Raw genomic sequence first — 14,810 nt, 5'->3', positions numbered from 1 at the left:
CTCAAGATTGTTGTATCAACACATTGACCGGAAATTCCGACAGTACGGCGCTCAACAGCAGCTCCTTTGTAGGGCTGACCGCAGCACTGGGGAAAAGTCCCGTCGAGTTGGCAGGCGACAAGGCAAACGGCAGTATCAGCCGGGTGTCGTCCCAGTTATGGGCCGGGATCAACGGTGTAGGGGCGCCGCCGAGTAGGCTGCTGGCCAGGCGTGGCGCAATGACAATGGCGCGTTCGTCGTCACCCAGGCGGGCAAAGGCCAGCACCTTGTCGGCATGCCGACCCTGCACGGTCAGCGGCAGGTAGGCGCCACGCCGGAACAGCTCGGCATGCGCCTGGCGGCAGTCCAGCACCCGCGCGATCAAGGCCTGCTTGATGCGGCCGTCGCGCCAGTGCGCCAGCAGCTCGGCGGGGGTAGTGGCGTCGTCCAGGGTGCGGCGCCTGAGCGCGTAATCGACGGGGCGGCGGTTGTCCGGGTCGACCAGGCTGAAGTCCCAGTATTCGTTACCCTGGTACAGGTCGGGCACGCCGGGCACGGTCATGCGCAACAGCGTCTGGACCAACCCATTGAGTGCGCCAGGGCAGGCGATGAGCTGGGCGGCATCGGCCACGGACTTGCGCAACTGCTGGTTCTCCTCATCCAGCAGCAGGCCGTCGATGTAGCTGGCGCAGGCGGCCTCGTAGGCCTCGTTCGGGGCATTCCAGCTGCTGCGCAACTTGGCTTCACGCAGGGCCTTTTGTTGCCATTGCCGCAGGCGCTCGGCGTACTGGCGCAGGGCGCCGTCATCGTGCGGGTCCAGGTCCAGCGGCCAACTGCCCAGCAGCGTCTGCAGCAGCATCAGCTCATCGCCAGGGCTGGGGGCCAGGCCGTCGTCCAGTTGCGCCCGCAGCGGCGCCGCCAGCTCGCGCCAGTGCTCCACGCGGCTGGCCAGCCACGGGCCGCGTTCGCTGAGCACGGCCAGGCGGGCGCGGGTGTCTTCGCCGCGCTTGTGGTCGTGGGTGGCGGTGGCCAGCAGGCTGTCCGGGAAGTCGCGCAGGCGCCGCTGGGCTTCGTTATGGAACACTTCGCTGCCTGCGCTGAAACGCTCGGCCTCGAAGCCCACATCATTGCGCGACAGCAACCGGGCGCTGCGGTAGAACGCGGTGTCTTCCACGGCCTTGGCGGCGCTGGGCGCGGTCAGTTGCTGGAAGCGCACACAGGCATGGCGCAAGTGCTTGCGTGGCCGGCCCGGTGGCAGGCGGCGCCAGGGCTGGCCACCGAGCCATTGTTCGAGCTGGTCGAGCAGCGGCCAGTCCGCTTCGCTGAGGTCTTGGCGGGCATTGGCCAGGGCTTGCTGGAAGAAGGCTTCATCTTCTGCAGGGCGGCCGCAGGCGTTGAAGTAGGTGCGGTACACCGGGTAGTGCGCGACCAGCGCCTGCAACGCCCGGCGGATTGCGCCCAGGGTCAGGTCGCGGGTCATCAGGTCGTCGCGGGCCACCTGCAGCAGGGCCTGGGCCACCGATTCGCAGTCACCGGCCAGGCTGGCATTGAGCACCAGGTGGCGTGCCAAGCGTACTTCCTCGGGGAAGTCAGGGCGCTCGCTGACGTTGGCCCACAATTCGGTTAACGGCGCCTCGCCGGCCGGGTCGTGTTGCAACAGCGAGACCTGGTTCATGAACTCGTAGCCGGTGGTGCCGTCGGTAAGCCAGTCCTGGTGCAGGTGCTCGTCGGCGCCGAGGATTTTTTCCACGTAGAGGGGGAAGTGTTCCAGCGCCGCGTTCAGCGGCCGCCGCGCTAACAGGCTGTCGACCCGGCGGCGCAGTTTGCGGCAATAGCCGCGGGGGTCGGCCAGGCCGTCGATATGGTCGATGCGCAGGCCATCCACCAGGCCGCGCTCGATCAGCTCGAACAGCTTGGCGTGGGTGGCCTCGAACACCGCTGCACGCTCGACCCGCAGGCCGCCCAGCTCGTTGATGTCGAAGAAGCGCCGCCAGTTGATGTCGTCGGCGGCGGTGCGCCAGCTGGCCAGGCGATAGGTCTGGCGTTCAAGCAGCAGGTGCAGGCGTTTGAGGCCCGCTTCGCTGCGGCTATCGAACGCGATCAAGGCCGATTCGAGGTCGGCGCCGTCGTTTACCAGGCGTGCCAGCTCAGCCTGCAAGGGCAGGGCATCGTTCAGCGGTTGGGCACTGTCGCTCAGCGCGGTGAAATGCGCGGCCAACGCCTGCAAGGCGGGCTCAGGGCTTTGCGCAAGGATCCAGCCATAGTCGATTGGGCAGATCGGGAAGCGATGGTCGTAATGGGCAACTTCCAGCACGCCGTGCTGCTTGTCGAAGGTCAGCGGGATCTCGCCTTGCTTCAAGGCTGCGCCGTAGTCGCTGCCGAGGAAGGGCAGCAGTAACTGGCCGGCCAGCAGCGGGTCGCTGGAGTGCCACTGAATGTCGAAAAACTCCGCATACGGGCTGCGCCGGCCCCAGGCCAGCAGGCTTTGCCACCAGGGGTTGTCGGCACCGCCCACGGCCATGTGGTTGGACACGGTGTCGAGGATCAGCCCCATGCCGTGCTGGCGCAGGGCAGCGACCAGGCGCTGCAGCGCCGCCTCGCCGCCGAGCTCCGGGTTGACCTGGGTCGGGTCGACCACGTCGTAGCCATGGCGTGAGCCGGCGCGGGCTTTGAGGATCGGCGAGGCATACAGGTGGCTGATGCCTAACTGGGCGAAGTACGGCACCAACGGCACCGCGTGGTCGAGGGTGAAGTCGCTGTGAAATTGCAGGCGTAAGGTCGCGGTCAGGGGTTTCATCGGTCACGCTCCCAGGCTTGTTCGCGGGCCTGGGCCAGCAGTTCCAGGCGCCGTGCGGCGTCTTCGTCGTCGAGCAGTTCGCGCACCGGCAGGGCAAAGCGCCGGCGCCAGTTGGGGTGGCCTGCAGTGGTGCCAGGCAGGTTGGGTTGCTCGTCGCAGCCCAGCAGGTCTTCGAGGGGCACTAGCACCAGCGGGGCGCGGGTGTGGCCGACGTAGCGGATGGCGGCGTCGATCACCGCGTCGTTATCGGGTAGCGGGCCGTAGTTGGTCTCCAGGGTACGGCGCAGGCCGTTGTGTTCTTTTTGGCGGTCGTGACGCCACTGCAGTTCGGTGGCGGCATCGATCAAGTGCAGGCGATGGAACCAGTCGATGTCACGGTTTTCCAGCCAGCCGGCCAGCGGCGCCAGGTCATGGGTGCCGGTGGTGGCCAGGGCGCTGTCGGGCCAGTCGAGAATGGGCTTGAAGTGGCCAGGTTGGGTCTGTTCGAAAGGCAGCACGCGCATGCCCAGCACGGCCTTGTCGGCCAGCTGTTCGCGCAGGCCATCGGGCACGGTGCCGAGGTCTTCGCCGAGGATGACCGCCTGGTGCCGAACCGATTCCAGCGCCAGCAGGCGCAGCAGGTCGTCGAGCGGGTAATTCAGGTAAGCGCCTTCGCTGGGTTTGGCGCCACGCGGGATCAACCACAGCCGGCGCAGGCCCATGACGTGGTCGATGCGCAGGCCGCCGGCGTGGGCGAGGTTGGCCCGCAGCATCTCGATGAACGCGCGGTAGCCGTTGCGTTTGAGGCCTTCGGGCGAGAACGCGCAAATGCCCCAGTCCTGCCCGGAACGGTTGAGAATGTCGGGCGGCGCGCCGACTTTTAGGTTGGCCAGCAACTCGTCCTGGCGGCTCCAGGCCTGGCTGCCGGCGCCGTCGGCACCCACCGCCAAGTCGGCGATCAGGCCAATGGTCATGCCATTGCCACGTGCGGCCTCCTGGGCGCGTTGCAGGCTACGTTCGGTCAGCCACTGGCAAAAGGCGTGGAACTCGACCTTGGCCGGGTAGGCGTTGGCGAAGGCCTCGACTTCGGGGTGGTAGGGGTCGTGCCAGGCGCGGGGCCAATTGCGCCAGTCAGCGCCCAGGCCATGCTCCACCGCTTGCGCTTGCAACACTTCGAAGCGGCAATGGTGTTCCAGAGCTTGGCCAGCGGCCGTGCGGTAGCTGTCGAAGTCCTTGCGCAGCGGGTGGTCGCCCTGGCTGAAGTCCTGGTACAGGGCTTCGAGCAGGCGCAGGCGAGCAGCAGCGGCGCGCGGCCAGTCGACCAGCGGCTGCTGCTCCAGGTCTTCGAGCACCTGTTCCAGGCCGCAGGCTTCGATCGCCATGCGCACGGCGCGCTCGCCGAACAGGGCGGCTGGGCTGGCATAGAGGGTATTGAGCAACAGGCGGCTGGAGGGCGAGTAGGGGCTGTAGTGCTCCTGGTCGATGGCCGACAGCGCGTGAATCGGGCTGATCGCCAAGGCATCGGCGCCGCGCTCGGCGGCGGTGCGCGCCAGTTGTTCCAGTGCCAGGCAGTCGCCATAGCCACCATCGCCAGTGCGCCGCAGGCTGTACAGTTGCACGGCCAGGCCCCAACAGCGTGGGGGCGGTTGCGCCACGCTGTCGGCCAGGCTGTAGCAGCGTGAAGGCGCCACGGCCACGGTGCAGGTGCGGCCGTCGATTTCCAGTGCGTGGTAGCCGAGGGGCAGCTCGGCAGGCAGGCGCCCATGGTTGTCCAGGGTGAGGGTGCGCTGGCTGTTGTCTTCCAAGGTGCAACGCACGGTGCTGTTGGCGCTGAAGTAGCGGCCCAGCGCCAGGGGTTGGCCAAGCTCGACGGTCAACAAGGGCGGCAGGTGTTCGCTGTCTTCGGCGGCCTCCACGGCGCGCAGGCTGGCTTGGATGGCGTTTTCGTCAGCGGCGGGGTGGCCGAGGCCTTCGAGGACATTGCGCAGTACGTCATCGCTGACTTGCTGCGGCCGGGCATTGGCATCGATCCAGTCGCGGCTAAGCCCGACGCGGGCCGCCAAACGGTGCAGGGCGGTTTCGCTCATGGGCGCTCCTGGCCAGGGGGAAGCAGGCTGACCACGCAGCTGTACGCGGCCAGGGACGTATCGGGGTGGCGGGTGTCACTGCTGTCGAACAGCCGGCTTTCGGCGGGCGGCAGCGCGACGGCTTGGGGGCTTGCGGACAGGTTGAGGTCAATGCGCAAGGTATTGCCGTCGCCCAACTGCCAACGTGCGGTCAGCGCTTTGTCGCCGTGCACGTCAGCGCCCAGCGCGCGGCTGCCCGGCAAGTGCGGGATGACATGGCGGCGGCGCAAGTCGAGCAACTGATGATAGAGGCCATGCCAACCGGCAATGACGTCCTTGTTTTGCGGCCGTGAAGAAGCGAAGGTTTGCGCGGCATTGGGGTCGGGGATGCGTTCACGCTGCTCGGGGTCGGCGAAGGCGGCGAAGTGGGCGAACTCGCCCCGCCGGCCTTCGCGCACCGCATCGGCCAATTCGTCATGGAAGTCGGTAAAGAACAGGAAGGGGCTGCAACTGCCATCATCCTCACCCATGAACAACAACGGGATCATCGGCGCCAGCAGCAACAGGCCGGTGGCTGCCCGCAAAGCCTGCGGCGGGCAGAGGCGGGTCAGGCGCTCACCCAGTGCGCGATTGCCGATTTGGTCGTGGTTTTGCAAGAACAGCACGAATGCGCTGGGCTCAAGATGCCCGCTTGGCTCGCCACGCGGTGTGCCATGGCGGTTGGCCTGGCCCTGGAACACGAAGCCTTCCGACAGGCAGCGGGCCAACTGGTCGATGGGGCGCTGTTTGTAGTCGGCGTAGTAGCCTTCGGTCTCGCCGGTCAGCAGTACGTGCAGGGCGTTGTGGCCATCGTCGTTCCACTGGGCATCGAAACCCTGCTCCAGCAAAAAGGCCTGGTTGTGCTCGTTCTCCAGCACCAGCCAGATATGCCGGCCGGGCGCCACGGCAGCACGCACCCGCTGCGCCAGCTCGACCAGAAAGTCCGGCTGGTCGATGGCATGCACCGCATCCAGGCGCAGGCCGTCGCAGCGGTAGTCGCACAGCCACATCAAGGCGTTCTGGATGAAAAACTCACGCACTTCTGCGCGGCGGAAGTCGATCGCCGCGCCCCACGGCGTTTGCCGGTCTTCGCGAAAGAACGGGCTGGCGTACTGGTGCAGGTAATTACCATCCGGGCCAAAGTGGTTGTAGACCACGTCCACCAACACCATCAACCCTTCGCCGTGCGCCTGGTCGACCAGCGCGCACAGTTGCTGCGGGGTGCCGTAAGTGTTTTGTGGCGCGAACGGCAGCACGCCGTCGTAACCCCAATTGCGTTCGCCTGGGAACTGCCCCAACGGCATCAGCTCGATAGCGCTGATGCCGATTTCGGCCAGGCGCGGCAACTGCCGGGCAACCCCGGTGTAGCCGTCCAGCACGCCGACGTGCAATTCCTGGATGACCGCCTCATGCCACGGCCGGCCCTGCCAGGGGTGTTGCCAGGCATAGCTAGCAACATCCACCACCTCACTGGGCCCTTGCACCCCTTCAGGCTGGTAGCGCGACGCGGGGTCGGCGACCAGCAATGTGCCGTCCACCCGGTAACGATACCGATCACCGGCCTGACACGGGGCAACCCCCGTGTACCAGCCATCATTGTCGGGCAGCAGTGCTACAGCAGGCTGCTGCTCCAGTTCCACGCTCACGCTGCGCGCATCCGGCGCCCAGAGGGCGAAGCGCGCCGACGTGGCGTCCAGCAAGTGTGCGCCATGCCTGTGCATCTTCGGTTCTCCGCTCAGTAATGGCTGACCTGTGCCTGCTTGACCAAGTCCTCGTAAAGGCGGGCGTAGGGTTCCACCGCCTGGCACCAGTTGAACGGCTGGGTCATCGACAGGCAGCGCATGGCGTTGAGCAGGTCTTTCTTGCCGTAGACATAGAAGGCGCGGCTGAGCGCCTCACGGTAGCTCTCGACGGTCGATTCGTTGAACAGGAAGCCGGTGACACCGCACTCGATGGTGTCGGCCAGGCCACCGGTATTACGCGCCACCGGCAGCGACCCGAAGCGCTGCGCGTACATCTGGCTGAGGCCGCATGGCTCATAGCGCGAGGGCATCAGCAGGAAATCACTGCCGGCGAACATGCGCCGGGCATCAGTTTCGTTGAAGCCGATGCGCACGCCGATGCGGCCTGGGTGACGCAGCGCCAGTTCGCGCATGGCCTGTTCTTCTTCCGGTTCGCCACGGCCGATGATCGCGATCTGCCCGCCTTGCTCGACGATGTAGTCGGCCACGCCCAGGGTCAGGTCCAGGCCTTTCTGGTAGACCAGGCGCGAGACCACGGCAAACAACGGCCCTTCGGAAGGTTCCAGCTCGAACAACTGGCGCACCGCTTCGGTGTTACGCGCCTTGCCGGCCCAGTCGTTGATGCTGAAGTTGTGTTGCAGGTGTTTGTCGGTGGCCGAATCCCAGCTTTCGTCGATGCCGTTGGGGATGCCACCTAGCAGGCCTTGCTGGGCCTTGGCCGAGAGGAAACCATCCAGGCCGCAGCCAAACTCCGGCGTGGTGATTTCCCGGGCATAGGTGGCGCTGACCGTGGTGATGTGGCTGGAGTAGGCCAGGCCCGCCTTGAGGAACGACAGCTTGCCGTAGAACTCCATGCCTTCTTGCTGCATGGCATGCTCGGGGATCGCCAGTTCCGGGCTGCAGCCACGGCTATAGACGCCCTGGTAGGCCAGGTTGTGAATGGTGAACAACGTCGGCGTGTTCAGCCCGCGCCAATGCATGTAGGCCGGGGCCAGGCCGGCGGGCCAGTCGTGGGCGTGCACCACTTCGGGCTTCCAGTGGATCATGCCTTCGCCTGCGGCAATTTCGGCGGCGGCCAAGCCCAGGCGGGCGAAGCGGATGTGGTTATCGGGCCAGTCGCGACCATTGTTGGCACCATAGGGAGTGCCGTCACGCTGGTACAACTCAGGGCAGATCAACACATAGATGACCAGGCCGTCAGCCAGGTCCATGCGCCCGATCTTGCACGGCGGCAGCGCCGCATGGCCGCCCAGTTCGCCGACAATGTGAATCGGGTTGTCGCTTTCCATCACCTGGCGGTAGCCGGGGATCAGTACCCGTACATCATGCAAATGCGCCAAGGCGCGGGGCAGGGCGGCGGAGACATCGCCCAGGCCGCCGGTCTTGACCAGGTCGGCGATCTCCGAGGTGACGAACAGAATCTTGCGTTTGTTCGGGTTGTGCTGGCGCTGGGCGCCGGGTGCCTTGCCTGTCGTGGCGAAATCCGGGGTAAGCGGCTCGCGGTTGTCCGGGTTGAATGAATCTACGTGAGGCTCGACAGCGGCACTGATCATACTTCTCTCCGTCCCTATGCTTGGCCGGGTGCTGGCACCCGTGGTGTTATCTCGTGTTGGTTCTCTCTAATACAAAACTGTGTAGTGCTATCCATGCCCCTGAGTCGTGCGCACAGGCTCAACGCGATCAGCATTCCGGCCGACGGCGATTGGACTGATTGGGGTTGGCGGGCCCTGGCTGGGGAAGCCCCCTTTGCACGTGCCCTACTTAATTCCTGACCCACCGCCGTTTGTGAAAGTTCGACTTTTCTACGTCACTCTTCCTCTGAGCAAATGGCGGGCCGAAAGCTGAGTGTAGGAGAGAAGAAGTAAAAAAGGTGACCCACTGGTCACTTTCGTTATGGCTGATTTAGACGCAAACGTTGGCGAATGTGACTGGATGTGAACAGGGGTGATCAAGGGTGGGGCACGGGGTTATCGACATGCATCATTGGGTCGCGCAAGGCAAAAGAGTGCGCCATTTTGGTGCGTGCTAATGGAGGTTTAGAGAGGGGTGCGGTGCAGCAGCGTGGGAGCTGTTCAGCTCCCACTGGAGGAGGGGGGAATCAGAGAGTGACGACGTTCTCGCTGGCGCGTGCTTGCTCGAGCATTCTGTGCAACTGAGCGACCTGCTGGCGCAGCTGGTCACGTTCGTCCTTCAATTTGCGCAGCTCATCACGGCGCACGGACACATAGAGGGTCTGGGTTGGAGCAGCAGGCATCAAGGTACCCATGAACACACCTCGCGGTTTTGGCTGGTGACAGATAAAGCGTAGTCGCTTCACGCGGGGCGCATTCTGAATTCTTTCACCGCCCGTGGGAACTTTTTTGTTTATCGTGGTCTTGCCGTTCGTCGCTGAACCCTTCGGCGGTACGCTGGACTAATCTGAAACGCTGAACTGTAGTCGTCATCTATTTCGCAAGGGGAGCATCGGCTCATGCAACTGGGAATCGTCGGGCTGGGCCGCATGGGCGGCAATATTGCAAGGCGCCTGATGCGCGCCGGCCACCGCACCGTGGTGCACGACCGCAACCGTGACGCTATCGTGGGGCTGGAGGGCGAGGGAGCCCAAGGTGCACACGACCTCGGTGCACTGGTACAGAAACTCAAGGCACCGCGCGCGGTGTGGGTGATGCTGCCGGCCGGGGAGCCTACCGAGCAGACCATCGCGCAACTGGCCGAGCTGCTGGAACCGGGCGATGCGATCATCGACGGTGGCAACACCTTCTATAAAGACGACATGCGCCGTGCGGGCGAACTGGCCAAATGTGGCCTGCATTACCTGGATGTCGGCACCTCGGGTGGCGTGTGGGGGCTGGACCGTGGCTACTGCATGATGATCGGTGGCGAAAAGGACGTGTTTGAACGCCTGGAGCCGCTGTTCAAGGCGTTGGCACCCGGCGTTGGCGACATCCCGCGCACCCATGGCCGCGAAGGCGAGCACCAGCGCGCCGAGCATGGCTACATTCACGCCGGCCCGCCCGGCGCCGGTCACTACGTGAAAATGGTCCACAACGGCATCGAATACGGCCTGATGCAGGCCTACGCCGAAGGCTTCGATTTGCTGCGCAGCAAAGGCGGCAACGAGCTGCCGGAAGAACAGCGTTTCGACCTCAACGTGGCCGAAATCGCTGAAGTCTGGCGTCGTGGCAGTGTGGTCACCTCCTGGCTGCTCGACCTCACCGCTGACGCCTTGGTGGCCGACCCGCAGTTGGCGCAGTTCAGTGGTTCGGTGTCGGACAGTGGCGAAGGCCGCTGGACCATCGACGCCGCCGTTGAGCAAGCCGTGCCAGTGCCAGTGCTGTCCAGCGCGCTGTTCGCCCGCTTCCGCTCGCGCCAGCAGCAGGGCACTTACGGTGACAAGATCCTCTCGGCCATGCGCCTGGGCTTCGGTGGCCATGTCGAGAAGAAAGGCGAATGACTAAACAGACGATCCCTGCTGCACCGCCTTGTACCTTGTTTCTGTTTGGCGCCAATGGCGACCTGGTCAAGCGCCTGCTGATGCCGGCGCTGTACAACCTCAGCCGCGACGGGTTGCTGGACCGCAACCTGCGCATTGTCGGCGTCGACCACAATGCGGCCACTGCCGAAGCGTTCGCCGACCGGCTGCACGCGTTCATGCTGGAGCGGGACAAGGGCAGTGAGGGGGGCGCCAAGTGCCTGGACGAAAAGCTCTGGGCGCGCCTGGCCAAACAGCTCGACTACCAGACCGGCGACTTTCTGGACCCGGCCACTTACCAGGCCATCGCCAAGCGCATCGACGCGACCCGGCATGGCAACGCGATTTTCTACCTGGCGACATCACCACGCTTCTTCCCCGAAGTGGCCCAACGCCTGGGCCAGGCCGGCTTGCTCGATGAGTCCGGCGGGGGCTTCCGTCGGGTCGTGGTGGAGAAACCTTTCGGGACCGACCTTGCCAGCGCCGAGGCGCTCAACGCCTGTTTGCTGAAGGTGATGGGCGAGCGGCAGATCTACCGCATCGACCATTACCTGGGTAAAGAGACGGTGCAGAACATCCTGGTCAGCCGCTTCTCCAACGGCCTGTTCGAGTCGTTCTGGAACAACCACTACATCGATCATGTGCAAATTACCGCCGCCGAGACCGTTGGCGTCGAGACCCGGGGTGCGTTCTACGACAACACCGGGGCCCTGCGCGACATGGTCCCCAACCACTTGTTCCAGTTGCTGGCGATGGTCGCCATGGAGCCGCCGGCCGCCTTTGGCGCGGATGCGGTGCGTGGTGAAAAGGCCAAGGTGATCGGTGCCATTCGCCCGTGGTCGACGAAGATGGCGCTGAAGAACTCCGTGCGCGGTCAGTACAGCGCTGGCAAGCAGGGGCGCAAGCGCTTGGCCGGTTACCGCCAGGAGGCCAACGTAGCGGAAAACAGCCAGACCGAAACCTACGTGGCGCTGAAGGTGATGATCGACAACTGGCGCTGGGCCGGCGTGCCGTTCTACCTGCGTACCGGCAAGCGCATGAGCGTGCGCGACACCGAGATCGCCATCTGCTTCAAGCCTGCGCCGTATGCGCAGTTTCGCGAGTCGGAGCTGGAACGGCCCAAGCCCAACTACCTGAAAATCCAGATCCAGCCCAATGAGGGCATGTGGTTCGACTTGCAGGCCAAGCGCCCAGGGCCGGAGCTGGTGATGGAGAACGTCGAGCTGGGTTTTGCCTACAAGGATTTCTTCAAGATGACCCCGGCGACGGGCTACGAGACGCTGATCTACGACTGCCTGACCGGCGATCAGACCTTGTTCCAGCGCGCCGACAACATCGAGAACGGCTGGCGCGCGGTGCAGCCGTTTCTCGATGCCTGGGCCAAGGAAGGGGAGGTGCATGAATACCCGGCGGGTGAGGATGGGCCCGAGGCTGGCAATGAACTGCTGACCCGGGACAAGCGGGAATGGCACCGCCTGGGGTGACCTGATCAAGCGGTGTTGCCTGTGCCGGCCTCTTCGCGGGCAAGCCCGCTCCCACAGTCTTGAGCACTGTGCAGAACCTGTAGGAGCGGGCTTGCCCGCGAAGAGGCCAGTACAGGCAACAGACCCGGCTCAATTGAAAGGAGACCCAATGCCCGCAGCTATCGAAGACTACGCCCTGCTCGGCAATTGCCGCAGCGCCGCCCTGGTCAGCCGGGATGGCTCGCTCGACTGGCTGTGCCTGCCGCGCTTCGACGCCCCGGCGGTATTCGCAGCGCTGTTGGGCAACGATGAAAACGGCCGTTGGCGCCTGGCCCCCTGCGACCCGGTCGAACACACCAGCCGGCAATACCTGGACGACACCCTGGTGCTGGAAACCACCTGGGTCACCGCCTCAGGCCGGGCCCGCGTGCTGGACTTGATGCCTTTGGGCGAGGTCAACGCGGTCATCCGCATCGTCGAAGGCCTGGCTGGCGAAACCAACTTCGAAATGGACCTGGTGATGCGTTTCGACTACGGCCGCAGCGTGCCGTGGGTGGAACGGCTCGACCCCTTGACCCTCAGCGCCGTCGCCGGCCCAGACCGGCTGATCCTCAGCAGCACCGTGCCCCCGCATGCCCGCGACCACCACACCGTTGCACGTTTTCGCGTGCGTGCCGGTGAACGCCAGGTCTTCAGCCTGCGCCACCAGCCCTCGCACCTGCCTGTTCAGCCCGATTGCGATGTCGACACCGCGCTGGGGCAAACCATCGACCAATGGCAGGCCTTTGCCGCCCGCTGCCCGGAGGTCGGCCCCTATACCGCGCTGGTGCGTCGTTCGCTGCTCACGCTCAAGGCGATGACCTACGCGCCCACCGGCGGGATCGTTGCCGCGGTTACCACGTCGCTGCCCGAACGTATCGGCGGTGAACGCAACTGGGACTACCGCTTCTGCTGGCTGCGCGACGCCACCATGACCTTGTTGGCGTTCATGAACCTTGGCTACTTCGACGAAGCCCAGGCCTGGCGTGAATGGCTGCTGCGTTCAGTCGCCGGCAACCCCGAGCAGATGCAGATCATGTACGGCCTGGCCGGCGAGCGCGACCTGCAGGAATACACCTTACCGTGGTTGGCCGGTTACGAGCACTCGCAGCCGGTGCGGGTGGGCAACGCGGCGTCGGGGCAGCGGCAGCTGGATATCTACGGCGAACTGGCCGATGCCATGAGCCAGGCAATCAAAGGCGGTTTGCCCCGCCACCCACGCAGCGCCGCGATTGCCCGGTTGATCCTGCCGTATGTCGAGCGCATCTGGCGCGAGCCCGATGAAGGTATCTGGGAAGTGCGCGGCGGCCGGCAGCATTTCGTGCACTCCAAGGTGATGGCCTGGGTGGCATTCGACCGCGCCGCAGGGTTGGCCGACACCACCGAAGAAGACCGCGCGCGCGGGCGGCATTACCGCCAGGTGGCGGATGAGATCCATCGGGAAGTGTGTGAGAACGGGCTGGACCCCAGCGGCACATTTTTCGTGCAGGCCTATGGCGCCAACGAGTTGGACGCCAGCCTGCTGCACATCGCCTTGACCGGTTTTTTGCCAGCGGATGACCCTCGTTTTCTGCGTACCCTGCAGGAAATCGAGCAGCGTCTGCTGAAAAATGGCTTGCTGTTGCGCTATGACACCGACAGCTGCAGCGATGGCCTGACCCCGGGCGAGGGCACCTTCCTGGTGTGTTCGTTCTGGCTCGCCGACGTCTATGTCCTGCTGGGCCGGCAAGCGCAGGCGCAAGCCTTGTACGAACGGCTGAGCGGCCTGTGCAACGACCTGGGTTTGCTGGCGGAGCAGTACGACCCGGCCGGCAAGCGAATGCTGGGCAACTTCCCACAGGCGTTCAGCCATATCGGCATCATCAACACGGCACTGAACCTGCACCGTGCGCAGTGCCCGGCGCGGGACCGGGCGCGGTGTGGATAGTGTGCTACCTGCATGTGTGCGTGAGGACGTTCTGCCGGCGTTGGGCCTGACGGTGAAAGCCTTTGCGTCGCACCTGGGGTTCTCGCGTGAAGCGCTTTCTCGGGTGTTGCATGGCCGTGCCGCAATGTCTCCAGACCTCGCATTACGCCTGGAAATGGCCGGTATCAGTACGGCCAGGCTCTGGCTTGCCATCCAGGCCGATTACGACATTTGGCAAGCGCGTCACCGTCAGCAGCCCGTGGTCACGCGATTGTTCCAGGCTGCCTGATTCGATTGGGCGAAACGACCGGAGTAGACTGGGGCAATTACCTCTCTCAGCAAGGACTATGCATGAGCGTTCGTGGCCACGATCGGCAGATCGACAACATCGAATTCAACGTCGGCGATATCGCACGGAGCAAGGCTTTTTACGGCAGCGTGTTTGGCTGGCGTTTCACCGATTACGGGCCCAGCTACACGGAGTTCAGCGATGGTCGCCTGACCGGGGGCTTTACCACGGGTGAGCCGGTGCGCCCGGGTGGCCCGCTGGTCATCCTGTATGCGGACGATCTAGAGGCAACGCAGCAGCGGATCGAGGCGGCGGGGGCGCTGATAAGCCGGGCAACGTTTGCGTTCCCGGGGGGGCGCCGGTTCCATTTCGTGGACCCGGACGGCTATGAGCTGGCGGTGTGGACGGCCCAACCTTAATGGCCAACCACAAGATCGAGATCCGTCGGCGCAATATCGAGAAAATTCTTCAGGCGGCGGAAAAGGTGTTCGCCGAAAAAGGCTACGGCGCTACCTCTATGGGTGATATCGCCGAGCAAGCTGAGTTGCCCCGCTCCAACCTGCATTACTACTTCAGTACCAAGGACGAACTGTTCCGCGCGGTGCTGCAGGACCTGCTGGATGTGTGGAAGCAGGACGCGCTGTGCTTCGAAAATTTCGATGACCCACGGGTGGTGCTCACCAGTTACATCCGGGCCAAGATGGGCCACTCGCGCTCGCGCTCGCTGGGTTCCAAGATCTGGGCTGAAGAAATGCTGCACGGGGCGCCTGTGCTGGGCGTGAGCCTGGATGAAAGCCTCGTGCCGTGGGCAAAGCTGAAGGAGGCCAAGATCCGCCGTTGGGTGGAAGAAGGGCGCATCCTGCCGGTGGAGCCGTCTGCACTGCTGTACATGATCTGGGCATCGACCCAGCACTATGCGGACTTCGGTTATCAGGTGGCGTTGCTCAATGGCGGCGAGGCGTTGTCGGACAGGGCGTTTGAAAACGCGGTGCAGACGGTGACCAGCGTCATCCTGCGCGGCATTGGTTTGGAACCTTGA

11 protein-coding genes are annotated in these 14,810 nt (G+C 64.6%); 6 read left to right on the top strand and 5 right to left on the bottom strand.

Translation table 11 applies throughout. From position 1 onward, the window contains the following. Position 1: 1 nt before the first annotated feature. The 5 genes from GIB19_RS11215 to GIB19_RS11195 form a co-directional block, all read right to left on the bottom strand. Positions 2-2,776 carry a malto-oligosyltrehalose synthase gene (locus GIB19_RS11215; RefSeq protein WP_274885976.1) on the bottom strand — a complete coding sequence of 925 codons (2,775 nt, stop codon included), beginning with the start codon at positions 2,774-2,776 and terminating at the stop codon, positions 2-4. After that, positions 2,773-4,842 (bottom strand): 4-alpha-glucanotransferase, encoded by a 2,070-nt coding sequence (malQ, locus tag GIB19_RS11210; protein ID WP_274885975.1) that lies wholly within the window; start codon positions 4,840-4,842, stop codon positions 2,773-2,775. Before malQ ends, GIB19_RS11215 begins: the two co-directional genes overlap by 4 nt. Then, entirely contained in the window at positions 4,839-6,581 is a 1,743-nt protein-coding gene (gene treZ / locus GIB19_RS11205; protein ID WP_274885974.1) for a malto-oligosyltrehalose trehalohydrolase, read from the bottom strand. The genes malQ and treZ overlap by 4 nt, the downstream gene beginning before the upstream one ends. Before the next feature lie 14 nt (positions 6,582-6,595). Next, complete coding sequence (gene glgA, locus GIB19_RS11200; RefSeq protein ID WP_099428793.1) at positions 6,596-8,155, bottom strand: glycogen synthase GlgA; 1,560 nt, start codon at positions 8,153-8,155, stop codon at positions 6,596-6,598. 545 nt (positions 8,156-8,700) lie between these two features. Further along, positions 8,701-8,868 (bottom strand): DUF6026 family protein, encoded by a 168-nt coding sequence (locus tag GIB19_RS11195; protein ID WP_172960344.1) that lies wholly within the window; start codon positions 8,866-8,868, stop codon positions 8,701-8,703. A gap of 204 nt (positions 8,869-9,072) precedes the next feature. Between GIB19_RS11195 and gnd the strand changes: the two genes are divergently transcribed. From gnd to GIB19_RS11165, 6 genes are all read left to right on the top strand, one after another. After that, a complete protein-coding gene (gene gnd, locus GIB19_RS11190; protein ID WP_274885973.1) occupies positions 9,073-10,056 on the top strand; it encodes a phosphogluconate dehydrogenase (NAD(+)-dependent, decarboxylating) in 984 nt (327 codons plus the stop codon). After that, on the top strand, positions 10,053-11,558 hold the full coding sequence (gene zwf / locus GIB19_RS11185; RefSeq protein WP_027592766.1) for a glucose-6-phosphate dehydrogenase: 1,506 nt from the start codon (positions 10,053-10,055) through the stop codon (positions 11,556-11,558). Before gnd ends, zwf begins: the two co-directional genes overlap by 4 nt. A gap of 148 nt (positions 11,559-11,706) precedes the next feature. Continuing rightward, on the top strand, positions 11,707-13,503 hold the full coding sequence (locus GIB19_RS11180) for a glycoside hydrolase family 15 protein (protein WP_274885971.1): 1,797 nt from the start codon (positions 11,707-11,709) through the stop codon (positions 13,501-13,503). After that, on the top strand, positions 13,496-13,771 hold the full coding sequence (locus GIB19_RS11175) for a HigA family addiction module antitoxin (protein ID WP_274885970.1): 276 nt from the start codon (positions 13,496-13,498) through the stop codon (positions 13,769-13,771). Before GIB19_RS11180 ends, GIB19_RS11175 begins: the two co-directional genes overlap by 8 nt. 62 nt (positions 13,772-13,833) lie before the next feature. After that, on the top strand, positions 13,834-14,190 hold the full coding sequence (locus tag GIB19_RS11170) for a VOC family protein (RefSeq protein ID WP_099454755.1): 357 nt from the start codon (positions 13,834-13,836) through the stop codon (positions 14,188-14,190). Further along, positions 14,190-14,810 (top strand): TetR/AcrR family transcriptional regulator, encoded by a 621-nt coding sequence (locus tag GIB19_RS11165; RefSeq protein WP_027592763.1) that lies wholly within the window; start codon positions 14,190-14,192, stop codon positions 14,808-14,810. The genes GIB19_RS11170 and GIB19_RS11165 overlap by 1 nt, the downstream gene beginning before the upstream one ends.

Origin of the sequence: Pseudomonas sp. ITEM 17296 (assembly GCF_028895205.1) — a bacterium.
Classification (GTDB): Bacteria; Pseudomonadota; Gammaproteobacteria; order Pseudomonadales; family Pseudomonadaceae; genus Aquipseudomonas; species Aquipseudomonas kermanshahensis.
Note: the sequence above shows the minus strand (reverse complement) of the source record. Positions and strands in the feature narration are given on the sequence as shown.

Bases quoted from the DNA above. Each gene is read 5' to 3' on its own strand.
- GIB19_RS11215 (WP_274885976.1), bottom strand. From the start codon at position 2,776: ATGAAACCCCTGACCGCGACCTTACGCCTGCAATTTCACAGCGACTTC.
- malQ (WP_274885975.1), bottom strand. From the start codon at position 4,842: ATGAGCGAAACCGCCCTGCACCGTTTGGCGGCCCGCGTCGGGCTTAGC.
- treZ (WP_274885974.1), bottom strand. From the start codon at position 6,581: ATGCACAGGCATGGCGCACACTTGCTGGACGCCACGTCGGCGCGCTTC.
- glgA (WP_099428793.1), bottom strand. From the start codon at position 8,155: ATGATCAGTGCCGCTGTCGAGCCTCACGTAGATTCATTCAACCCGGAC.
- GIB19_RS11195 (WP_172960344.1), bottom strand. From the start codon at position 8,868: ATGGGTACCTTGATGCCTGCTGCTCCAACCCAGACCCTCTATGTGTCC.
- gnd (WP_274885973.1), top strand. From the start codon at position 9,073: ATGCAACTGGGAATCGTCGGGCTGGGCCGCATGGGCGGCAATATTGCA.
- zwf (WP_027592766.1), top strand. From the start codon at position 10,053: ATGACTAAACAGACGATCCCTGCTGCACCGCCTTGTACCTTGTTTCTG.
- GIB19_RS11180 (WP_274885971.1), top strand. From the start codon at position 11,707: ATGCCCGCAGCTATCGAAGACTACGCCCTGCTCGGCAATTGCCGCAGC.
- GIB19_RS11170 (WP_099454755.1), top strand. From the start codon at position 13,834: ATGAGCGTTCGTGGCCACGATCGGCAGATCGACAACATCGAATTCAAC.
- GIB19_RS11165 (WP_027592763.1), top strand. From the start codon at position 14,190: ATGGCCAACCACAAGATCGAGATCCGTCGGCGCAATATCGAGAAAATT.